General features: G+C 40.9%; 21 protein-coding genes. 12 read left to right on the forward strand and 9 right to left on the reverse strand.

What is annotated here, in order from left to right:
* The first annotated feature begins 153 nt into the window (after positions 1-153).
* The 7 genes from allB (at position 154) to rocD (ending at position 9,041) form a co-directional block, all read left to right on the forward strand.
* Positions 154-1,518, forward strand: a complete 1,365-nt coding sequence (allB, locus tag Q0058_RS13970) for an allantoinase AllB (protein WP_298224998.1) — start codon at positions 154-156, stop codon at positions 1,516-1,518.
* The gene (gene alc / locus Q0058_RS13975) at positions 1,500-2,516 is read left to right on the forward strand and encodes an allantoicase (RefSeq protein ID WP_298225000.1); all 1,017 of its coding nucleotides are present in this window, start codon (positions 1,500-1,502) and stop codon (positions 2,514-2,516) included. The genes allB and alc overlap by 19 nt, the downstream gene beginning before the upstream one ends.
* The gene (locus tag Q0058_RS13980) at positions 2,516-3,934 is read left to right on the forward strand and encodes a urate hydroxylase PuuD (protein WP_298225002.1); all 1,419 of its coding nucleotides are present in this window, start codon (positions 2,516-2,518) and stop codon (positions 3,932-3,934) included. Before alc ends, Q0058_RS13980 begins: the two co-directional genes overlap by 1 nt.
* A 7-nt stretch (positions 3,935-3,941) precedes the next feature.
* On the forward strand, positions 3,942-4,790 hold the full coding sequence (gene uraD / locus Q0058_RS13985) for a 2-oxo-4-hydroxy-4-carboxy-5-ureidoimidazoline decarboxylase (RefSeq protein WP_298225004.1): 849 nt from the start codon (positions 3,942-3,944) through the stop codon (positions 4,788-4,790).
* Between the two features lie 233 nt (positions 4,791-5,023).
* Complete coding sequence (locus Q0058_RS13990; protein ID WP_298225006.1) at positions 5,024-6,358, forward strand: hypothetical protein; 1,335 nt, start codon at positions 5,024-5,026, stop codon at positions 6,356-6,358.
* Positions 6,359-6,524: 166 nt separating this feature from the next.
* On the forward strand, positions 6,525-7,568 hold the full coding sequence (locus Q0058_RS13995) for a HAMP domain-containing sensor histidine kinase (protein WP_298225008.1): 1,044 nt from the start codon (positions 6,525-6,527) through the stop codon (positions 7,566-7,568).
* A 192-nt stretch (positions 7,569-7,760) separates the two neighbouring features.
* On the forward strand, positions 7,761-9,041 hold the full coding sequence (rocD, locus tag Q0058_RS14000; protein ID WP_298225010.1) for an ornithine--oxo-acid transaminase: 1,281 nt from the start codon (positions 7,761-7,763) through the stop codon (positions 9,039-9,041).
* A gap of 30 nt (positions 9,042-9,071) precedes the next feature.
* On the opposite strand, the gene Q0058_RS14005 is transcribed toward rocD, so the two are convergent.
* Together Q0058_RS14005 and Q0058_RS14010 are read right to left on the reverse strand one after the other, a co-directional pair.
* Positions 9,072-9,410 (reverse strand): CCC motif membrane protein, encoded by a 339-nt coding sequence (locus Q0058_RS14005; protein ID WP_298225012.1) that lies wholly within the window; start codon positions 9,408-9,410, stop codon positions 9,072-9,074.
* A 16-nt stretch (positions 9,411-9,426) separates the two neighbouring features.
* On the reverse strand, positions 9,427-9,708 hold the full coding sequence (locus Q0058_RS14010) for a DUF2752 domain-containing protein (RefSeq protein ID WP_298225014.1): 282 nt from the start codon (positions 9,706-9,708) through the stop codon (positions 9,427-9,429).
* 105 nt (positions 9,709-9,813) lie between these two features.
* Between Q0058_RS14010 and Q0058_RS14015 the strand changes: the two genes are divergently transcribed.
* From Q0058_RS14015 to Q0058_RS14025, 3 genes are read left to right on the forward strand one after another with little or no spacing between them, the layout of a single operon-like run.
* On the forward strand, positions 9,814-9,996 hold the full coding sequence (locus Q0058_RS14015) for a hypothetical protein (RefSeq protein ID WP_298225016.1): 183 nt from the start codon (positions 9,814-9,816) through the stop codon (positions 9,994-9,996).
* Positions 9,989-10,537, forward strand: coding sequence for a Smr/MutS family protein (locus tag Q0058_RS14020; RefSeq protein WP_298225018.1), 549 nt, complete (start codon positions 9,989-9,991; stop codon positions 10,535-10,537). The genes Q0058_RS14015 and Q0058_RS14020 overlap by 8 nt, the downstream gene beginning before the upstream one ends.
* A 52-nt stretch (positions 10,538-10,589) precedes the next feature.
* The gene (locus tag Q0058_RS14025) at positions 10,590-10,757 is read left to right on the forward strand and encodes a hypothetical protein (protein ID WP_298225020.1); all 168 of its coding nucleotides are present in this window, start codon (positions 10,590-10,592) and stop codon (positions 10,755-10,757) included.
* A 61-nt stretch (positions 10,758-10,818) separates the two neighbouring features.
* Here the strand turns inward: Q0058_RS14025 and Q0058_RS14030 are convergent, their stop codons facing one another.
* Positions 10,819-11,805 carry a hypothetical protein gene (locus tag Q0058_RS14030; RefSeq protein ID WP_298225022.1) on the reverse strand — a complete coding sequence of 329 codons (987 nt, stop codon included), beginning with the start codon at positions 11,803-11,805 and terminating at the stop codon, positions 10,819-10,821.
* 142 nt (positions 11,806-11,947) lie between these two features.
* Here Q0058_RS14030 and Q0058_RS14035 point away from each other — a divergent pair, with 142 nt between their 5' ends.
* Together Q0058_RS14035 and Q0058_RS14040 are read left to right on the forward strand one after the other, a co-directional pair.
* Entirely contained in the window at positions 11,948-13,072 is a 1,125-nt protein-coding gene (locus Q0058_RS14035) for a cysteine desulfurase family protein (RefSeq protein ID WP_298225024.1), read from the forward strand.
* Positions 13,073-13,135: 63 nt separating this feature from the next.
* Entirely contained in the window at positions 13,136-13,771 is a 636-nt protein-coding gene (locus Q0058_RS14040; RefSeq protein WP_298225026.1) for a porin family protein, read from the forward strand.
* An 80-nt stretch (positions 13,772-13,851) separates the two neighbouring features.
* Here Q0058_RS14040 and Q0058_RS14045 read toward each other — a convergent pair whose 3' ends face one another.
* From Q0058_RS14045 to Q0058_RS14070, 6 genes are all read right to left on the reverse strand, one after another.
* Entirely contained in the window at positions 13,852-15,243 is a 1,392-nt protein-coding gene (locus Q0058_RS14045; protein WP_298225028.1) for an alpha-amylase family glycosyl hydrolase, read from the reverse strand.
* A 94-nt stretch (positions 15,244-15,337) separates the two neighbouring features.
* Positions 15,338-15,829 carry a nuclear transport factor 2 family protein gene (locus Q0058_RS14050; RefSeq protein WP_298225030.1) on the reverse strand — a complete coding sequence of 164 codons (492 nt, stop codon included), beginning with the start codon at positions 15,827-15,829 and terminating at the stop codon, positions 15,338-15,340.
* 117 nt (positions 15,830-15,946) lie between these two features.
* Positions 15,947-17,497: a right-handed parallel beta-helix repeat-containing protein gene (locus Q0058_RS14055; RefSeq protein ID WP_298225033.1), complete on the reverse strand. Its 1,551-nt coding sequence runs from the start codon at positions 17,495-17,497 to the stop codon at positions 15,947-15,949.
* A gap of 172 nt (positions 17,498-17,669) precedes the next feature.
* Complete coding sequence (gene lpdA / locus Q0058_RS14060) at positions 17,670-19,058, reverse strand: dihydrolipoyl dehydrogenase (RefSeq protein ID WP_298225035.1); 1,389 nt, start codon at positions 19,056-19,058, stop codon at positions 17,670-17,672.
* A 93-nt stretch (positions 19,059-19,151) separates the two neighbouring features.
* Complete coding sequence (locus Q0058_RS14065) at positions 19,152-20,120, reverse strand: phosphatase PAP2 family protein (protein WP_298225037.1); 969 nt, start codon at positions 20,118-20,120, stop codon at positions 19,152-19,154.
* A gap of 54 nt (positions 20,121-20,174) precedes the next feature.
* Complete coding sequence (locus tag Q0058_RS14070) at positions 20,175-21,941, reverse strand: ABC transporter ATP-binding protein (RefSeq protein ID WP_298225039.1); 1,767 nt, start codon at positions 21,939-21,941, stop codon at positions 20,175-20,177.
* Positions 21,942-21,950: the final 9 nt, after the last annotated feature.

Consider the following 21,950-nt stretch of genomic DNA (forward strand, 5'->3'; position numbering starts at 1 on the left):
CGCCTTTGCGTCTTTGTGAGATAAAAAATTGGCTCGCAAAGACACAAAGACGCTAAGAAATTTTGATTCAATAATTACCAATAAAACTTGTATTTTTTTGATTAAAATCTATATTTGTAGGTTTGCAATTCAGAAAAACTAAAATAAAATAACTTGCAACAAAGAAGCATATACAGTGAAAACGTTTGGGTTGAAAACCGATTGCAACCAGCGACCGTGAGTTTCAGCAACGGAACCATTACTGCAATTCATTTCGAAAAATTAAACGGCGCTGAAGATTTTGGAAATCACGTCATCATGCCCGGCGTGATTGATGTTCATGTGCATATCAACGAACCTGGGCGCACCGATTGGGAAGGTTTTTATACCGCAACCCAAGCCGCTGCAGCTGGCGGAACGACAACGATTATCGATATGCCTTTGAACGCAAGTCCGGTCACGACAACGCTTGATGCTTTTGAACAAAAACTTGAAGCTTCGAAAGGGAAAATGAATGTCAATGTTGGTTTTTATGCTGGATTGATTCCCGGAAATGCGCCTCATTTAGAATCACTGATTCAAGCCGGAGTTGTGGGCGTGAAATGCTTTCTGACGCATTCGGGTATCGATGAATTTCCAAACGTCACTGAAAAAGATTTAGACGAAGCGATGCCGATTATAGCAAAATACAACTTGCCGTTATTGGCACATTGTGAACTATACGAAAACGAAGTTGATTGTGATTTCGAAAACAATCCTACAAGTTACAAGCATTATTTGGCAAGCCGCCCAAAACAATGGGAAAACGATGCAGTCGATTTAATGATTCGCATGTGTAGAAAACATAAATGTCCTGTACATATTGTTCATGTCGCGGCCGACGAAGCTTTAGCCAAAATTGAAGCCGCCAAACAAGAAGGATTGCCGATTACGGCGGAAACCTGCTCGCAATATATTTATTTCGATGCCGAAGAAATTCCGGACGCGCATACGATATATAAATGTGCGCCACCAATTCGCGAACGCGCCAACAACCAATATTTGAAGGAAGCTTTTCTGACTGGTGTTTTGGATTTCATCACGACGGACCATTCACCGGCACCCGCTGATTTGAAAGAAATCACAACCGGAAATCTCAAAAAAGCGTGGGGCGGAATCGCCGGAATCCAGTTTTTGCTTTCAGCTTCGTGGACGGCTTTGAAAGAAATGATGACTTTGGAGCAATTTATTCCTTTGGTCACTTCGAAACCGGCGCAATTCATCAAAGCAGATAAGAAAGGATTAATTGCCGTAGGAAAAGATGCTGACATAGTCATTTGGAATCCGCACAGCGCAAACGTTGTAAATGAGGCTTCCATTTTTTTTAGACATAAAATAAGTCCCTATATTGCACAAAACTTGAGTGGTGTTGTTCATGAAACGATTGTGAATGGCGAAACCGTTTATCAAAATGAATCACCCGAGGCGCAGCCGAACTGTTTGGAGCGTAGCGGAAAAAATCAAAACAAAAATAAAGGACAATGGCTTTTGAGAAAGTAAAAGAAATCATCAAGGAATCTCCGGCATTCACCCAATTAACGGACTTAGCTGCTGAAAGACTCGGCGGGAAAGTATTGTATGCGACGGACGATTTCTTCGCAGAAAAAGAAAATTTGATTGCTCCGACACGAGGCATTTTTATCACCGACAAATATACCGACCGCGGCAAATGGATGGACGGTTGGGAAAGCCGCAGAAAAAGAACGCCCGGACACGATTGGGCAGTGATTCAATTGGCAACCTCCGGGAAAATCACCGGTTTCGACATCGATACCAATTTCTTTTTAGGCAACCATCCGCCACACGCTTCTATTGAGGCTGTCAACCTTGAAAGCACCGAAGGAATCACCGATTGGGACAATGTAGCGTGGAAGGAAATTCTCCCAAAATCACATCTCGATGCAGGTTCACAGAATTTTTACGAATGTGCCAGTGATGAGATTTTCACGCATTTAAGATTGCATATTTATCCAGATGGCGGTGTCGCAAGATTCCGGGTTTATGGCGAAGTGTTCAAAAACTGGGACGCCGTATCCACTTCAGAATCGATTGATTTGGCGGCTGCGATCAATGGTGGTCAAGCGATTGCGTGCAACGATATGTTCTTCAGCGCCATGAGCAACTTAATCATGCCGAACCGTGGCGCGAATATGGGCGACGGCTGGGAAACCAAAAGAAACCGTACGCCGAACAACCGCGACTGGGTGATTTTAAAACTTGCGCATCAGGGATTGGTTGACAGAATTGTCGTCGATACTTGTCATTTCAAAGGCAATTATCCCGACAGTTGTTCGATTGAGGCTTGTCATTCGGCTACCGATAATCTTGAAAACGCCGATTGGCAAATGCTGTTGCCGCAGCAAAAACTCAACGCTGATTTTATACACGAATTCGAGAATAAAATCAACAAAGGGCAAGTCATCACGCATGTCAGACTCAATATTTTCCCTGACGGAGGTGTGAGCCGATTGAGAATCTTTGGAAAAATCGTCCGATAGTGAAGGTCAATATTTTTATATTGCTGGTGTTGTATGCCGTTTACTTTGGCATCCTGATTACGTTGGGTTATCTGTCTTATAAGATGCCGGGTTTCAGGTTTTGGAAATCGAAAGAAAGTTCCGATGACGATGAAACCATCAAAACGACGAGCCTCAACTATATGTATACCGGAATGCTGTTCGCGATTCTCGGGATACTTGTGAATACGTATCTTTTAGTACTCGGAACGCCGCTAGAAAGCCATATGATGGAATGGCTCAATATCGTCATTCGTTTGATGCACATTACGTTCGGAATCGCTTGGATTGGCGCATCTTTTTACTTTGTATTTCTTGAAAATGCGTTGAACAGAACCGAAAATGTACGCGATGAATTGGCCGGAAACCTTTGGGCAGTGCACGGCGGTGGATTTTACTATGTGGAGAAATACAAAATCGCCCCGAAAGAAATCCCGAAACATTTGCATTGGTTTAAATACGAAGCTTATTTTACTTGGCTTTCTGGTTTCTGCTTGTTGTTTGTAGTTTATTATTTCAATGCTTCGGCGCTTTTGATTGACAAGAATGTATTGGACATTACCGCGACGCAAGGCATCTTAATAGGAATCGGATCGTTTGTAGTCTCCTGGCTGATTTACGATCTGATGTGCAAATCAAGACTGATTAAAAACCAACTGTTGTTTTCGATTGTAGGATTTTTGATTCTCATTGCGTTTGCTGCGTTTTATTGCCATGTATTCAGCAGCCGTGCGGCTTATATTCATTTCGGAGCGATGATTGGAGGAATTATGGTCGCGAATGTATTTTTCGTCATCATTCCGGCGCAGAAAGCGATGGTGCACGCCGCTAAAATGGGCTTGCCTTTAGACCCGACTTTGGGGAAAAATGCTTTGGCGCGTTCACTACACAACAACTATTTCACGTTGCCGGTTTTGTTCGTGATGGTCAGCAACCACTTTCCGTCGACTTTTGGCTATGAATATCCTTGGCTTATTTTGGCGGTCATTTCGCTGGGCGCGGCAGGCGTGAAGCATTACCTCAATCTGAAAGAAAAAAAGCAACTCAACGTCTGGATTTTGCCGGTTTCGGTCGTGATACTTCTGGCGGCTTGTTTTATTTCGGCGCCGACTACGAATCCGTATGAATGCAAGAAAGAAGTTTCGTTCACCGAAGTCAATGCGATTATCCAAAAAAGATGTACGCAATGCCATTCCGCAAATCCGACCGATGATGTGTATAAAATTGCTCCAAATGGCGTTATGTATGACACGCCGGAAGATATTTTAAAGAAAAAAGATTTAATTATGCAACGCGTCGTCGTGACCAAAACGATGCCTCAGAACAACAAAACCAATATTACCCAAGAAGAGCGCGATATGATTCGTTGTTGGATTGAGCAAGGCGCCAGTTTGAAATAAAAATATTATGACATTAGCAGCATTCAATACTTTAGATAAAGAAACGGCAAGGCAACATTTGTTCGCCTGTTGTGGTTCGACAAAATGGGCCGATGCGATGCTGTCGCTTTTTCCGTTTACCAATGAAAAACAATTGGTCGATGAAGCGACGCGCATTTGGTATGAGCAATGTAATGAAACGGATTGGCTCGAATCGTTTACACACCATCCAAAAATTGGCGATGTCAAAAGCTTGACGGAAAAATTTGCGGGTAAAGAGCAAGCGGGCGTTGCGGTGGCTACTTTTGAAACCATTGAAGCTTTAGCCAAAGCCAATGCGGATTATGAAAATAAGTTTGGTTTTATTTTCATCGTCTGCGCCACCGGAAAATCGGCTACTGAAATGTTACAGTTGTTGTTGGACAGGCTTCAAAATACGGTCGAAGAAGAGCGCAACATAGCGATGGGCGAGCAGCAAAAAATCACGATTATACGATTCAAGAAACTATTGACGGAAGCGGATTTTCAGTTTTTGAAAGTGAGTCAGATCACGACACACGTGCTCGATACTTCGGTCGGTTTGCCTGGAAAGGACATTTCGATCCGACTGCAAAGCAAGCAAAACGGCGTTTGGCAAACCATAGCGCAAGGCATTACGAATGCGGATGGCAGGATTCCGGATTTGTTGCCGCAACAGAAAAACCTGAAACCCGATACTTATAAAATGGTTTTCGATACCGGAAGCTATTACAGAAAACAAAACCTAAAAACGTTTTATCCCGAAGTCGAAATCCTGTTCAGCACGTTTGACGAAACGCATTACCACGTTCCTTTGCTCGTGAATCCTTTTGGGTATAGTACTTACCGCGGAAGTTAATTTAAAAACCGATGCCTAGCCCCGATAATTTGATATTAAGAGGAGGAAGTCCGGTGGACTTCAGGTATTTTTGTTCTAAGTTTAAAAAACGAAATATGAATATTAACGAAAACTCTAGCCCCGATAGTAGCGGTATCCTTTTGTTCTGTCGTTCAGAACAAAAGATTTAGTGGATAGCGGGATCAGCTTCTAATCATTCAAAATTCAAAATTTATCATTCAAAATATAAAATAATGACCATTCCATCTCATAAAAAAGACCAACTATTTCAGAGCTTAAGCCAGGCGAATAGTGCGTTTAACGAAATTTATCCCGGCGACAGAAGCGATCGCCAACCCGTGCATACTTTATATGGCGGTGCTAATCTTTTTAAATCGGATGCGCCTATTGCTCTAGGACATCGTGCGCTTGAAATACTCGAAACTTATGCGCCGAATTCAGAAGTTTTTGGAAAAGCGTTCGGTTTGACCGGTGGCAAAGAGTTCAGCCAGCGCATTTATGATAAAGTGGTGGCGAAGTTGAAGTCGGAAGCGATTGAGGATTTCAGGATCGATTTTGAAGACGGTTATGGCAACCGCAGCAATGAAGAAGAAGACGCGACAGCAGTAACCGCAGCTATTGAAGTCGCTAAAGGTATGAAAGAAAAGACGCTTTCACCTTTCATAGGAATCCGCATCAAGCCGTTTACCGAAGAAATGAAGGAACGCGGTTTGCGCACGCTCGATATTTTTCTGACGACTTTGGTCAAAGAAACCGGAGGCGCTTTACCTGATAATTTTGTGGTGATGTTGCCTAAAGTGACGATTCCGCAACAACCGGAAACTTTGGCGAATTGCTTTGCGATTTTAGAGGAAGAATTGAAATTGCCAAAAGGAATTCTAAAAATGGAAATGATGGTCGAAACTACGCAAGCCATTATGGACATTAACGGAACGAACCCGTTATACCGATTCATCAAAGCGGCTCAAGGACGTTGTGTTGCGATGCATTTCGGCACTTATGATTACACGGCAAGTTGCAGCATTACCGCTAAATATCAGGAAATGGACCACCCGGTCTGCGATTTTGCACACCATATGACTAAAGTAGCTTTGGCACACACAGGAATCTGGCTTAGCGACGGAGCGACGAACACGATGCCGATCGGCCCGCATCGCGGTGATCTGACGCCGCAACAGGAAGAAGAAAACCGTCAAGTCGTGCACCGTGCGTGGAAAAAAGGATATGATCATATCCGTCATTCGTTATGGAATGGTTATTACCAAGGCTGGGATTTGAATCCGGCGCAGTTTCCGATGCGTTATGCGGCGGTGTATGCGTTTTTCTTGGAAAGTTATGATGATGCTGTAGAACGTCTGAAAACGTTTGTGGATAAAGCGGCACGCGCGACTTTGATTGGCGATGTATTCGATGATGCGGCCACAGGACAAGGTTTGTTGAATTATTTCTTGCGTGCACTCAACAGCGGGGCGATTACTGAGGAAGAAGTTTTGGCGACGGGCTTGACTTTAGATGAAATTCGAGGTCGTTCGTTTAAGAAAATTTTAGAGAACAGGATGGCGAAATAAGCTGTTTTACTTTACTTATAGCCACCGATGCATTGTTGTATTGGTGGCTTTTTTTTGGAATTTAGTAAAGATATTTGACTGATTTACTGTTCATTGAAAAAACTTTCGTAGTTTTAAAAAACTAAACAACACAACAATCGTATATCTATGAACCTAATTACTCTTTATGCAACTATACAAAAGATTGTCCCGGTTTGGTTTTCTGCAAAACAGTTATGCTTTTAAGTTTCTTTTTATCGCTTTTCTCGGCATTCATATTCCGCTCATAGGCATTTTATTTTTTGTGCTTTATGCGCCACAACCCGAATCGCCTTGGATGATTTTGCTTTTCGCTTTGGTGATGACTTTGGTGGCTACGGCGATTACATTGACCATTTTAAAAAGACTGATTCGCCCCATAGAACTCGCTTCGGATGCGTTGAAGAATTACAGGAAAGACCGAACGATGCCTTTGTTACCAATAGAATTTAAGGATGAAGCGGGTTTGTTGATGCGGAATATTCTCGAAACCATTCAGGACAATGAAAAACACATTAAAGAGAAACAGGATTTAATGTATCTTTTGTCGCACGATTTAAAACGATTTACAGGCAATTCGCAGTCGTTAGCGCAATTGATATTGGAAGAAAAACCCACCGGTCAAATTACCGAGTATGCAGGACTTATAGCGCAATCTACAAGTCAGCAACTGCATTTCATGGAAAGTTTTTTAAAACTGCTCAAAGTGCAGGATGAAATCGTCAAAAATATTCCTGAAGTGCGTAATATCTCATTTGAAAAGATTCATGCTCAAGTTTTAGAACAGGTGCAACAGCAACTTGCGCTGAAGAACATCGAGCTCATTTCTTCGATGGAAGTCAAGAAAAAAGAACTGTTGATTCATCCCGAGTTGCTCGTTCGTGTATTGGTCAATCTGGTCGATAATGCGATTAAATTTTCACATCCGGGAAGCCAGATCAATTTGCGTTATGATGTCAGGAATGGACATACGCAGATTGTGGTCACGGATTCCGGATTGGGTTTTACGGAACGTCAGAAAGATGCCATATTTGAGAAATTCACCAACCAGAAAAAACTCGGAACGGCCAACGAATCTTCGACGGGAATTGGGCTGTATCTTTGTAAAACCATCGTCGAGAAATACAAAGGAAGAATTACCGCTTCGAGCGACGGTGTCAATCAGGGCGCTACTTTTACCTTGAGTTTTTAAGGCTTTTAGGTTTGTGCTCAAAAGTGTATTTTGAAACAATAAATACTTTGGATTAGAAATATACTAAACGCAACCACTAATTTCTACAGTAATTTTATTAAATTCTCAATTTTTTATCTAGTTTTGTGTCATAATTGGGTGATTTCTCTCCACAAGCAGGAATTGTTATCATTTATTTAAAAATGCAAATACATGTCAGTTATAGAAAAAGTAAGTTCAGCTTCAATCATTGATCTCGAGAACAAATACGGCGCGCACAATTACCATCCGCTGCCTGTGGTCTTAAGCCGTGGGGAAGGCGTTTATGTATGGGATGTGGAAGGGAAAAAATATTATGATTTCCTGTCGGCTTATTCAGCAGTAAATCAGGGACATTGCCACCCGAAGATTGTGGATGCGATGATGAAACAGGCTCAAACGCTGACCTTAACTTCGCGTGCTTTCTATAACGATCAGTTAGGTCCGTACGAAGAATACCTCACAAAATATTTTGGTTTCGACAAAGTGTTGCCCATGAATACGGGTGCAGAAGCTGTTGAAACCGCATTGAAGCTTTGCAGAAAATGGGCTTATGAAGTCAAAGGGATTGCCGAACATCAGGCGCAAATCATCGTTTGTGACGGGAATTTCCACGGAAGAACTACGACGATTATTTCATTTTCAAATGATGATAACGCCCGTAAAAACTTTGGGCCTTACACAGAAGGCTTCATAAAAATCCCTTACGATTCGATTGAAGCACTCGAACAAGTTTTGCAATCTTCAAAAAATATAGCGGGCTTTTTGGTGGAACCTATCCAAGGCGAGGCTGGCGTTTATGTTCCAGCGGATGATTATATGATGCGCGCTAAAGCATTGTGCAACCAGTATAACGTATTGTTTATTGCCGATGAAGTGCAAACTGGAATTGCCAGAACAGGTTCTTTGCTGGCAGTTTGTGGGAATTGTAACTGTGAAAGTCATTGTGAAAAACAAGCCACTTATGCTTCTCCTGACATTTTAATTCTTGGTAAAGCACTTTCAGGTGGTGCTTATCCGGTATCGGCAGTTTTGGCCAATGATAATATCATGAACGTAATCAAACCCGGACAACACGGATCAACCTTTGGAGGGAATCCAATTGCTGCGGCGGTTGCAGTTGCTGCGTTAGAAGTCGTTCGCGAAGAGCGTCTGGCTGAAAATGCGAATCGACTTGGGAAAATATTCCGTGCTGAGCTTGGAAAATACATCGAAACATCGAACATTGCCACTTTAGTGCGTGGAAAAGGATTGTTGAACGCTGTTGTGATCAATGATACTGAGGAAAGCGATACGGCCTGGAACATCTGCATGGCCTTGCGCGATAATGGTTTGCTAGCCAAGCCTACACATGGTAACATCATCCGTTTTGCACCGCCTTTGGTGATGAATGATGAGCAATTGCTCGATTGTGTTTCGATTATCATTAAGACCTTGAAACAGTTTGAAAAATAAAAAAATCCTCCAATTCGGAGGATTTTTTGTTTATTCCATTTCTTCTTGTTGTTTGAGTTTCTCGATGAGGTTCTGCTGAAAGTCTTTAATGCCTTCTTCGCCCATAACCGCATACATATAAATGTTGATGATGAAGTAGATCGCACTTAGCACAATGCCTATAATGGCGAGTATTTTTCCGGTGTTGATGTTGGAATATCCTTGATACAATTCGGGATTTTCCATATACAAAGCGGTATCTTTTTTGGCCAGCATTAAGGCGACAATACCCAATACAAGTCCGATAACGCCCCAACAACAACAGGTCAGTATCGATAAAATTCCTAAAATAAGAACGGCAGAGGCATTGGGTAATTTTTGTTTTTCCATATCAGTGGTTTTTGAGTTAGAGCGTCATTTTGTATAGGTAAGAAACAATCATGATGATGGCATTGATAATGGCGAGGCTGATGATGATTCTATGGTAATTCCTGCTTTTGTCGATAAAATGCAATCCCAGAAATCCGAAAAGTAAAAGCGTCGTATAAATCGCAGGAAACTGATGGAATGCTCCCGAAAAATTTCCTTTCAATATTAAAAGCACTGCTCTTTGCGTTCCGCAGCCTAAACAGTCAACCCCGAAAAGTTTTTTGTTCAGACACGGAATCATGTATTTCTCTAAATCCAAAATAAGCGTTTTTGTATTTACAATTTTACAAAAAAATATTGATTGAAAATAACAAGTTTGCTAATTTAAAGTTTGTTACTTTTGAAGGTGCTAAAATAATTTCCTATGAAAAAGATACTTATTCCGATGATGGTCCTTGCCATTATTATCGCTTTTTACGAGCAAAGCAAACCCGATAAAAACATCTATATCATCGTAATTGCCATCGCTATTTTTATGTTCGGGATGATGCGTTTGAGTGCTAAAACACCAAGCAAAAATCAAGAAGAGGAGGAGCAAGATGTTTAGTATAGGCGATCAGGTTTCGGTATTGGATGAAGCCATCAATGGTGTGGTTGTTTCGGTGAAAAATAACGAAATAACAATCGAAACTGACGAAGGTTTTGTGATGACTTATTTTGTCAATCAATTGATTAAAAATTTTAAAACCAGTAATTTAAGTAAGGATATAGGAAGTTTCAATTCAGATAAAATAAAACAAGAAAAAGAAATCCCAAAACCGCGAAGTTTTGCTAAAGAAGTTAAAGTAAAAGGTGAAATTCCACCGCCTGAATTTGATTTGCATATCGAAAAACTCGTCAAAAATTTCAGAGGAATGAGCAACCATGACATTCTCACCTTGCAATCTGAAACCGCTAAAAGACATGTGGAATTTGCCATCAGAAACCGCATCCCAAAAATCGTTTTCATTCATGGTGTCGGCGAAGGAATTTTAAAAGCGGAACTCGATTTTCTGTTAGGCCGATACGACAATATTTCTTTCCACGATGCCAATTATCAGAAATACGGATTGGGCGCCACTGAAGTTTATATCAGGCAAAATAAATAGTTTAAAGGAAAGAACTTTTTCATTTCAGCAGTAAACAAAAAAACACAGGATTATGAAATCACTCAACGGACTCATGCAGGACATCATTCGTCTGACCACAAAAATCGAAACGGATTATCCAGAATTATACAAATACTTAAATGAAACTCCGTTAGGGCTAACTTATACCCCTAAAGAGAAAATCAGTACGAAGATCTTAAGCAATATTTGGAGAGCTTAAAAACCCAATTGCAGCATCATATTGAGACGCATCAAAAGTAGTAATTATACTTGTTGTCAGATTAATTAGCCGTCAAAAGTGTTCCCATCACATACGTATTTCCAAGATAAAAGGTGTTGTTGTCTTTTTGGAACGTTGCCGCTTTTAAAGTAATCGTATGCAAGTATCCTGAACCGTTTGTTGTCGTAACGACTTCGATGATGCCACTGACATTATCCACTCCATCTTTCGCTATCCATTCTTCATTGATAGCAGGTGTAGCAGGTAAAGTACCGCTGCAAAAATAATCCTGATTGCTCGCAGTTAATGCCGTTTGAAACAATCTGTAAACCAATCGGTTCGAATTGCTTGATATCAAAGCGGTTTTAGGAACCCCTAGATTCGTTATATCGAGTAGGGTAGGGTCAAAATTCTGAATGTAGATTCCTTCAATACCATTGGTTCTTGCGTTATAAAGCAACTGGTTTGATGGGCAAATGCTAATATCCTCAGGGTCGAAATTCAGAGGCAGTTCAGTGGCATTTGTCGAGTATTCACCAAAAGGAAAACGCTCATACACTTGGGTGCCGCTTGGTTTGGAAAACACGACGTTCTTGAATACGATATTGTGGAGGTATTTTGAGATTTGGTACCCCCCCGTAGTTGCATCAGGAGTAGAATATACTGCAATAGTGGCAATTTCTATAGTTCCTGAAGTCGCAATCCATTCTTCTGTGGCTATGGGGGAAATTGGTGCCGGAGTAGTACAGATGTTATTTACGGTAACTGCGCCGTCATAAGCCCGGTAAGTGACACTGACAATGCCACTGGCAGTGCTGCCAATCTGAATTGATTTCGGACTGCCGACAGGCGTTACCTCATTGGTAAAAGGCTGTAATGTTCCGGGAATTTTGATATATATAGCCTCATTTCCGTTCAATTTATATATGGTTTCGCCGCAACTGCCGGCTTGCACGTCTGTGAAATTGATCGTCTCAATGGTCATATCGCCATCATCGCATCCGTTGAGAATCAGCATTAAAAACAATAATCCAAGAAATTTTTTCATATTCAGGCTATTTTTTGACAAAAGTAGGATTTTAATTGAAATCCGAGCAAGTATTACGATGCGAATTGTATGGAGTGAAACAAAATAAATTGGCAATTAATTTCACAACGATTAAGCACGCAAAATTATTAACTTTGCTGCCATGAAAAAAGTATATCTCGACAACGCAGCCACGACTTTCATTCATTCTGAAGTGATTGCTGAAATGACACGTGTGATGCATGAAGATTATGGAAATCCTTCGTCTACGCATAGTTTCGGACGTCAAGCGAAAAGTGTTCTGGAGCTTGCTAGAAAATCCATAGCCAAAGCAATCCAAGCCACATCGCAGGAAATCGTGTTTACTTCGGGTGGCACGGAATCCAACAATTGGGTGTTGCGTTCGGCAGTTTCAAATTTGAAAATAGAACGGATTATTTCGAGTAAAATTGAGCATCATGCCGTGTTGCACCTGCTCGATGCTTTGCAGGATGAATTTAAAATCGAAATCGATTATGTCAACCTATTGCCCAACGGTGAAGTCGATGTGACGCATTTGGTGACACTGCTTTCAGATAACAAAAAAACACTCGTGTCGCTGATGCACGTCAATAATGAAATCGGAACTGTACTCGATTTGGCGCTTATCGGCAGAATCTGCAGACAGCACCTGGCCTATTTCCATTCTGATACAGTACAATCGATTGGAAAAACTTCTTTTGACCTGCAGGAACTTCCGGTAGATTTTATCGTGGCCAGTGCGCATAAATTTCACGGCCCGAAAGGCGTCGGTTTCGTATTTATTCGTAAAGGATTGGCCATCCAACCGCTTTTGTTTGGTGGTGAACAAGAGAAAGGTTTGCGCCCGGGTACGGAATCAATTCACAATATAGCCGGAATGGCCAAAGCACTCGAACTTTCATACGAGCATTTGGAAGCGAATCAAAAGGATATTGCGGATTTGAAATCCTATACCGTAACGCAGTTCCAACAACATTTTCCTGATTTTAAAATCAACGGTAACCCCAACGGGTTTTACAACATCATCAATATTCAACTTCCCTTTTCAGAAGATAAAACAACGATGATCTTATTCCATCTCGATATGAAAGGCATTGCGGTTTCTCGTGGTAGCGCTTGTCAATCGGGAAGTATCAAACCTTCGCACGTGCTGGCGGAAATACTCAGCGATGATGATCTCAGAAAACCTTCGCTGCGCATTTCGCTCAGCCATCAGAATACAACCGCCGATATTGATTATTTAATTGAAGTGCTAAAAAGCCTCTGACGACATATTTTTTGTAGACATATCCAAAATAAAAGTATGTTTGCCCAAACTAAAACCAAACCCATGAAAAAATTACTCGCCTTAGCGCTTTTTGCATTTTGTTTTTCGATGACTACTTCTGCTCAGGATAAAGGAAAAGTAGAATTCGGAATTAATATTGGTTACAACGGCTCAACGATTTCAAATTCAAAAAATAGTGCTGCACGAGGCAGTGGTATAAATTTGGGTTTCGCAGCCGATTATTATTTCTCAAAAAGATGGAGTATCAAAGGAAAGTTGATCTATGACCAAAAAGGCTGGAATGATGGCTATATTACTTTCTTTAATGAATTTGACCCAAGTATACCTGGAAACATTTATACAACGGATTTTAATTTAAATTACCTGACCATTCCGGTGATGGCCAATTGGCATTTCGGAAGAACAAAAAATTGGTATTTAAACTTCGGGCCTTATGTCGGTTTTCTGATGAATGCCAAAGAAACCAAATTTGGGACTGATCTTAAAGACGGCTTCAACACTACCGATTTCGGACTTTCAGTAGGTATTGGCGTTAAAATCCCGGTATCGGATAAATTGAAAATTTCCTTGGAATACGACGGACAGGATGGTTTTACACAGGTTTTCAAACAATCGGACGGAACCATTACCAACAGCCGTTTCAGCTTGAATGTAGGCGTTAACTTTCTTTTGAAATAGATCCCAATCACTATAAAAACAGCCACGAACGCACCGTTTAATTTGTGCGTTCGTGGCTAATTTATTTCAAAATTTCAGATTTATTTTACTAAAACAAGGTATTTCCAAGGTGCTAATGTAATGACATCATCGCCTTTCAATTCGTAATCTGTGTTTGAAAACAACTCTTTATATTTTCCTTTCTGGTATTGGGAATTTAAAGTTACGGTAACGGGTTTGTCGCTATAATTGATGATCGGAATCACCTGATTGTTGTCTTTAGTTCTTGAAAATGAAATCACCTGTTCGGGTTTGTCATTAAAAATACGGATCATGACGCCGCCTTGCTTGCCGTTCCAGAGTGCATGGTTTTTATGTTTCAGATCGAACAAAGTTTTAAACAACGATTCATAAGGCATCTTGCTCCAGTCGATTAAATCTTTATCAAAAAATTTCAACGAGCGGTCGAGTCCGGCTTCTTGTCCGCCATACACGAGCGGCATCCCATTGATCGTACCGCATAAAACCATTGAAGCTTCTAATCCTGCACCGAAATTGGCTTTCTGGTTGCCGTTCCAGGAATTCATGTCGTGGTTGTCGGTAAACACCATGCGGTAACCATCACGCGGGAACGTACTCACATCATGCGCCATATATTCAATCAATCCGCCTAAAGGTTTATGGTCGCGCGTTACGGCAGCCATTTTGTCCCACAAAGTCCAGGAATAGGTCATGTCAAAAGCTTTTTTGTGCAAATCGCGCGATTCCCATTCGCCGAGCATGAAAACCGGTTTCACCGCATCCATTTCCACTCTAGCATTGTCCCAGAAATCTGTTGGAACAAATCCCGCAGTATCGCAACGATAACCATCGATGTCCAAATCCTTAACCCAATACACAAGCGCTTGAGTCATGTATTTACGCAATCCGGGTTGTTCGTAATCAAAGTCAATCACATCATCCCAATCGTACCATGGCGTTGGCTGAAAATGACCTTCAGGTGTTTTAGAATACCAATCCGGATGTTCCTTCGCGAGTGGATTGTCCCATGAGGAATGGTTCGCGACCCAATCAACAATCATATGCATGCCCATGCTGTGGATTTTGTTGACCAAAGCTTTGAAATCTTCTTTAGTACCGAATTCAGGATTGACGCCATAATAATCTTTCACAGAATAATAACTGCCTAAAGTGCCTTTTCTTTTCTCGACGCCAATCGGATGGATCGGCATCAGCCAGATGATATCAACGCCCATCGCTTTGAGTCTGGGCAAATGCGCTTCGAAGGCTTTGAAGGTTCCTTCTGGTGTAAATTGCCGGACATTGACTTCATAAATCGTAGCATTCTTGCTCCATTCCGGGTGTTTGAGTTCTACATATTCATGGGGCTGGTATCTAGAATCATCGGTTGCGGTTTCTTTTTTTGCGGAGGTGTTGCATCCCAACAGCGTAATCAGAAGCAGGGAAACTGCGGCTTTGCAGAGTATGTTCATAGCAATTATTTTATTTTCATAAAGATATTATTTTTTTGAAATAAAAAAATCCGCCCTACGAATAAAGCGGATTTTCCTAGATTTACGATTGAAACTATTTCCCTGCAGGCATGGCGGGCATATCAGAATTGTAGCAATCCCGATGCAATTTCCAGACGCCATCTTCCTTTTTGTAGATTTCTAAGGATTTACCTGTGTCTACTGTTTTACCATTTTGATCCATAAAAGTCCAGGTGTTTTCAGCAGCGAGCATATTTTCGTCGCCCCATACTTCTATGGTATTGATAGTGATTTGCATCATCGGACCTTTCATCCATGAACCAAATAGTTTTTGAATGTTGGCTCTTCCTTCAACCGTTTTGTCGTTCGGTTGCATGAACTTAGCATCATTCGTGTAGCAATTTGCTAATCCGACAGAGTCTTTAGAATTTAAAGCTTCTACGAAAATTTTTGATCGTGCTTCTACTTCTGTTTTTGCCGCAGCGGCATCGAATGTCTGTTGGGTATGAGCAGCTTCTTTTTTACAACTAGTTGTCAAGACAAAACTTGCAACCACAAGTACTAATGATAAAATTCTTTTTTTCATAATCATATTAATTAAAGTTAGAATGAATTGCAGAGTAAATTTAACTTATTCTTTTTGAATGCGTTAGTGTTTTTTAAATCATGAATATTTATTTTTAAGCTTAATTGTTATCCTGAATCACTGCTTAACCACTTTTATAGTTTTGTTTTGTTTTTCAAAGGATAGAAAATATATGCCATTTTGAAAAGTACTGAAGTCAATAGTTTCTCCAGGATTTTCGTTGGTGTATACTATTTGACCTTGAAGATTTACAACTTTAATTTTTTCGTTTTTGATAGTGAAATCGATATGCAAAAAGGATGTCACTGGATTTGGATAGACAGTTACTCCATTCATACTAAAATTTGTTACATTAAAAGTGTTTTGAAATTCATAACAACCCATATCAATGGTTCCGTTTGATAATCGAACGATTCCGTCCTTGTCGAGCAATGGTGCGTTGCTCAGTGTTCCTGAATTTAGAGCATCACTCGTGGCTTGTAGATGAAAATCAGCAATGACTGGATTTGAGGAAGCTAACATAAAACCTGCATTTCCGACACTGTTGGTAGTGCCTATTGGACTTGCAAGGGTTTCATTGGCAGTAAACAAATTATATTGTGAGGTGGTGTTTGAAGTTGTTGCAGCATAAGCAAAAATGGGAGGAATATCAGTATCTGGAGCTGCAATATTATTGAGATACGTGATGTTTGAAGCGTCAAATGCAGTAAGTTCTCCCTCTCTCGTAAAAGGAGATTGACAATTTTTATAACAAGTATTGTTCACGATAATCACATTATCGCTTTCATAACAATGAATGCCTCGACCGCCATTATCAAAAATTAAATTATTGGCGATATAGGTTTGCGCAGTATAAATGCCGAGTGTTGAGCCGTTTTGCGTGTTTCTTCCATCATCGATAATAATTCCGTTGCCATCGGTAATGCTTCCAACGGCGAAGAATGGAATGTAATTTTCATTTCGATAACAGGTGTTTCCTACAATATAATTTTTGATTCCAGTAAAGGTATCAGAATTCCAGTTTTGATACATCGAAATACCGCTATTGTCATAAGGCGAATACCAGCCGCATTCTGAAACTGTATTATTTTCGATGGTGGTGTAATCGGCATTGTAAGTGTATATTCCGCCGCCGCCGCATTTGGAAACGGTACAATTTCGTACAATATTATGATGTGGTTTATTCGCATCGTTGTTATATTCGGGTACAATTCCAATTCCGTTTCCTGAAGTTGAAGGATTACTCGTGTTTAATTGTTGAGATTGTGCATATTCAAGCGAAATATTATCGTTATTGCCAATAATTGTTATGCCTTCTACAGTGATATAATCTGCTCCTTGTAGTGCAATTCCTCCCCAATTGTTACCAAACATTTTCAAAATGGGTGTTTCGCCCGGAAAATTAGTATACGTAATTCTACTGGCTTCCGTGCCGGAGTTGTATATGTTGAGAATGTTGTTGTTGGGAAGGGAACTGGTATGAATTCCATTCATTAGAAAAACAGTATCGCCCGGAATTGTTAAGCTAGCAGCATAATCTAAAGTTTGAAATGGAGTGGATGAAGAAAGCCCATTATTGTTATCATTTCCTGTTGGACTCACATAATAATTTATTGCAAAAGTAGGTGTCAATACAACTGCAAAAAGAAAAAGGAATATTCTTTTCATAACATTGCTATTTAGATTTAGTAAAAGATTTTTGGCAAATCAAATATCTGACAATTAAGCGAATAAATGAATTCAACAGCGGTTATTTTCCCATATTATTTCAAAAAAAAACCGTCCTGCTTTCACAAAACGGATTAATCTTAAAGTCTTATCGTCTTAAAATCTCTCGATCTTATAAGTGAATCACTTCGCCGTAAGCGTCGGCCACAGCTTCCATTACAGCCTCGCTCATCGTTGGATGCGGGTGAATGGCTTTCAAAATATCGTGACCGGTAGTTTCTAATTTACGCGCTACAACCGCCTCCGCAATCATGTCGGTAACGCCGGCACCAATCATGTGACATCCTAACCATTCGCCATATTTCGCATCAAAAATCACTTTGACGAAACCGTCCGGAGTCCCGGCTGCTTTGGCTTTTCCTGAAGCCGTGAACGGGAATTTTCCGATTTTTAATTCGTATCCTTTTTCTTTAGCTTGTTTTTCAGTCAAACCCACCGAAGCGATTTCAGGTGTTGCATAAGTACAACCCGGAACATTTCCGTAATCGATTGGTTGAACATGCAATCCTGCGATTTTCTCCACACAATTGATGCCTTCCGCAGAAGCGACGTGCGCCAGAGCTTGCCCGGGCGTTACATCACCAATCGCATAATAGCCAGGAATGTTTGTTTGGTTGTAAGCGTTGACTAAAATCTTGTCTTTGTCCACAGCGATGCCACATTCTTCCAAACCGATATTTTCGATATTGGTTTTGATACCAACAGCAGAAAGCAAAATTTCAGCTTCTAAAGTTTCTTCGCCTTTGGCCGTTTTCACGGTAGCTTTTACGCCTGAACCGGAAGTATCGATTTTTTCTACAGAAGAAGAAGTCATGATTTTGACGCCCGCTTTTTTCATCGAACGTTCCATTTGTTTGGAGATGTCTTCGTCTTCAACCGGAACGATGTTCGGCATGAATTCAACAATAGTCACATCAGTCCCCATTGCGTTGTAAAAATGAGCGAACTCAACACCAATCGCACCTGAGCCTACAATAATCATCGATTTTGGTTGCGTGGGCAAAGTCATCGCCTGACGATAACCGATTACTTTTTTTCCGTCTTGCGGCAAATTCGGCAATTCGCGCGAACGTGCTCCGGTCGCAATGATGATGTGGTCGGCGGAATATTCGGTGACTTTTCCGTCAGCGGCAGTCACATCGAGTTTTTTTCCTGGCTTCAATTTTCCAAAACCCTCAATCACATCGATTTTATTTTTTTTCATTAAGAATTGAACGCCTTTGCTCATTCCGTCAGCCACTGAACGGCTTCTGGCGACTACGGCATTGAAATCCTTATCAAAAGAAGAAACCGACAATCCGTAATCGGAAGCGTGTTTTAGGTAATCAAAAACCTGTGCTGATTTGAGCAAGGCTTTCGTCGGGATGCAACCCCAATTGAGGCAAACGCCCCCTAAATTTTCTTTTTCAACCACGGCTACCTTAAAGCCCAATTGAGACGCACGGATGGCAGTTACATAACCGCCCGGACCGCTTCCTAAAACAATAATATCGTACTTCATTTTTACTTGTATTTGCGTGATTTAAATATGTTGCGAAAATAAGGATTTATTTTTAAAAGTTGTTATATCGAATTAGACATTCGACTTGCGAATTTAAAACGTAATGGTCATCCCAATCACATTGATATCGTTGAATCTGTTATAGCTATAACTTGTCTTGTATTTGGTTTGATTTGGAACAAGGTGGCTGACTTTCGTTGACTTTGTAATTCTTCTGTCTGCCGCATTTTTCCCAATCACGTAGCCAATTAAAATACCAAGAGGATAGTCGGATGCCCAATGTACTTGGCCGCTCATCATATTAAAGGCTAGGGCAGCACCAACTGAATAGCCAACAGGCCGAATCCACTTGAGTTCGGGATAGTTCTGTGCAATTACCGTAATCGTCGCCATATAAGTTGCCATATGCCCGGATGGCATTGCGTCGTAGTTTGGCGTATTGCCAGCAAAGGCCGAAAAACTTGGGAAAGGCTGCCAAACTCCCCCGTCTTGAGTAGTCGCAATGGGACTTTGTCTGCCTGTGATTCTTTTGATGGTTTGCGTCGCTACACCCACAGACAAGAGTACTTCAACGAGTTCGCTCGAAGTGTTTAATGCTCTATAATCATCGGGACCAATTTTTCCAACGGCATAAAAAAATCCGCTCAAGAGAAGCGTTGTATTGCCCGTTCCAATAAAATAAACTGCAGACGAAGTGCTCGTCGGAAACATTTCAATTCCAAACACTCTTTTGTAGGTAGAAGATTCATCCCAGCCGCCAATTCGATTGCCAATTCTTTGAGATTCGTCTACTATATTTTGGTCTACTGGAAGTAGCGCAATAGTAGAACCAAGGACAATGGCGTCCCATTTTAAGTTTTCTTTTTGAATGGTGAAATTCCCCAGAGCAACAAGGTCGTTTGGAATATTTTTGAAAATATCAAGGAACTTTGGTTTTTGATAAGTATAAGTTACACCATTGCTGATTTGAAAACTTTGGGTAGAAACAGCAATACTATCTTGTATTTGTGCATGACAAAAAACTACATAAAAAAGAAAAAGTATGCTAATCGATTTTTTCATACGTTAGAAATATAGATCTCGGTCACCTAATTTTTCAGTTCCTTACTATAGAAATTATTCACTTGCTAAACCTTCCAAAGCAAATTGGGAATCGTATAATTTTTTGTAATAGCCGTTTTCTTTTCCTACCAATTCCTGATGCGATCCCTGCTCTACAATCAATCCTTTGTCCATCAAGACAATCTTATCGGCATTGACAATTGTTGCCAAACGGTGCGCAATCACGATTGATGTTCTTCCGGCCGTAATTTTAGCTGTCGCATTCTGGATTAGTTCTTCTGAATAACTGTCGATAGAAGACGTAGCTTCATCCAAAATCAGAATACTCGGATTGCTGACATAAGCGCGCAGGAAAGCAATCAACTGACGTTGCCCCGAAGACAACATCACGCCGCGTTCCTTCACATTATAATCATAACCACCCGGCAAACTCATGATAAAATTATGAACGCCGATTTTCTGAGCCGCCACGATTACTTCTTCTCTTGTAATATCGGAATTGTTGAGCGTGATATTGTTCAGGATTGTATCGGCAAACAAGAACACATCTTGCAACACCACCGCGATTTGCCTGCGAATGGAACTTAAACTGTATTCAGTAATATTTTTTCCATCAATCGAAATCGAGCCTTTGTCAATCTCGTAAAATCGGTTCAGTAAATTAATGATGGTCGATTTTCCGGCTCCGGTCGCTCCGACAATCGCAATGGTTTCACCCGCATTGACTTTGAGATTAATACCTTTGATGATTTCCTCATCCTTGATATAACTGAAATGCACGTCATTGAATTCGATGCTTCCCTCAAATTTAGGCGCTTCATGAGTGCCAGTATCCTGAATCTGATCCTGTGTATCGATAATATCAAAAACACGATTCGCCGCAATCATGCCCATCTGCATCTCATTGAATTTATCCGCAATCTGGCGCAACGGATTGAACAGCATCCCAATAAACATCGTATACGAAAACAAATCTCCGAACGTCGTAAAATGGTCGCCGTTGAGGATTTTAATACCGCCTATCAACACCACAAAACCCAAAGTCAATGAAGTAATAATATCGGCAATTGGGAAAAATATCGAGTTGTATAAAATCGTCTTGATCCAAGCTTTGCGGTGCTTGTCATTGATTTCGCTAAACTTCACAGCCTCAATATCCTCGCGGTTAAACAGCTGAACGATCTTCATGCCCGTGACACGTTCCTGCACAAAGGTGTTCATATTCGCCACTTGGTTCCGAACATCCTCAAAAGCGACTTGCATCTTGCGCTGGAAAATCCGCGTAAAGAATACTAAAATTGGCATCGCGACAATCACAATCCAGGTCAGTTTCCAGTTCATGTAGAACATAAAAAGCAGCACGACGAACATTTTCATCAAATCGCTTAAAATCATAAATAACCCTTGGCTGAAAATCTTGGCAATCTGTTCAATGTCAGAAACCGATCGCGTCACGAGTTGACCAACCGGCGAATTGTCGTAATACTGCATCCGGAACGTCAGCATGTGCTTGAAAAGTTTGATGCGGATGTCTTTCACAATATCCTGCCCGAGCCAGTTCGCCCAAAGCACAAAATAAAATTGCGAAAAAACTTCTAGCAAAAGCACAATGCCCATCAAAGTAATGTAGAGCAACAACCCGCTCGCATCGTGGGTTTTGATGTAACCGTCCACAGTTTGCTTCAGTAAATACGGGCGCAATGCCGCAAACACCGACAGCGAAACCGCAAACGCAATCACGCTGTTGAACCGCCATTGGTAAGGTTTGGTGTATTTTAGGATTCGTTTGAAAACGAGGGTGTCAAATGCTTTTGCCTTCATATTTATTTA

Origin of the sequence: Flavobacterium sp. (assembly GCF_027484705.1) — a bacterium.
Classification (GTDB): Bacteria; Bacteroidota; Bacteroidia; order Flavobacteriales; family Flavobacteriaceae; genus Flavobacterium.

Bases quoted from the DNA above. Each gene is read 5' to 3' on its own strand.
- alc (WP_298225000.1), top strand. From the start codon at position 1,500: ATGGCTTTTGAGAAAGTAAAAGAAATCATCAAGGAATCTCCGGCATTC.
- uraD (WP_298225004.1), top strand. From the start codon at position 3,942: ATGACATTAGCAGCATTCAATACTTTAGATAAAGAAACGGCAAGGCAA.
- Q0058_RS13990 (WP_298225006.1), top strand. From the start codon at position 5,024: ATGACCATTCCATCTCATAAAAAAGACCAACTATTTCAGAGCTTAAGC.
- Q0058_RS13995 (WP_298225008.1), top strand. From the start codon at position 6,525: ATGCAACTATACAAAAGATTGTCCCGGTTTGGTTTTCTGCAAAACAGT.
- rocD (WP_298225010.1), top strand. From the start codon at position 7,761: ATGTCAGTTATAGAAAAAGTAAGTTCAGCTTCAATCATTGATCTCGAG.
- Q0058_RS14005 (WP_298225012.1), bottom strand. From the start codon at position 9,410: ATGGAAAAACAAAAATTACCCAATGCCTCTGCCGTTCTTATTTTAGGA.
- Q0058_RS14015 (WP_298225016.1), top strand. From the start codon at position 9,814: ATGAAAAAGATACTTATTCCGATGATGGTCCTTGCCATTATTATCGCT.
- Q0058_RS14020 (WP_298225018.1), top strand. From the start codon at position 9,989: ATGTTTAGTATAGGCGATCAGGTTTCGGTATTGGATGAAGCCATCAAT.
- Q0058_RS14025 (WP_298225020.1), top strand. From the start codon at position 10,590: ATGAAATCACTCAACGGACTCATGCAGGACATCATTCGTCTGACCACA.
- Q0058_RS14030 (WP_298225022.1), bottom strand. From the start codon at position 11,805: ATGAAAAAATTTCTTGGATTATTGTTTTTAATGCTGATTCTCAACGGA.
- Q0058_RS14035 (WP_298225024.1), top strand. From the start codon at position 11,948: ATGAAAAAAGTATATCTCGACAACGCAGCCACGACTTTCATTCATTCT.
- Q0058_RS14040 (WP_298225026.1), top strand. From the start codon at position 13,136: ATGAAAAAATTACTCGCCTTAGCGCTTTTTGCATTTTGTTTTTCGATG.
- Q0058_RS14045 (WP_298225028.1), bottom strand. From the start codon at position 15,243: ATGAACATACTCTGCAAAGCCGCAGTTTCCCTGCTTCTGATTACGCTG.
- Q0058_RS14050 (WP_298225030.1), bottom strand. From the start codon at position 15,829: ATGAAAAAAAGAATTTTATCATTAGTACTTGTGGTTGCAAGTTTTGTC.
- Q0058_RS14055 (WP_298225033.1), bottom strand. From the start codon at position 17,497: ATGAAAAGAATATTCCTTTTTCTTTTTGCAGTTGTATTGACACCTACT.
- lpdA (WP_298225035.1), bottom strand. From the start codon at position 19,058: ATGAAGTACGATATTATTGTTTTAGGAAGCGGTCCGGGCGGTTATGTA.
- Q0058_RS14065 (WP_298225037.1), bottom strand. From the start codon at position 20,120: ATGAAAAAATCGATTAGCATACTTTTTCTTTTTTATGTAGTTTTTTGT.
- Q0058_RS14070 (WP_298225039.1), bottom strand. From the start codon at position 21,941: ATGAAGGCAAAAGCATTTGACACCCTCGTTTTCAAACGAATCCTAAAA.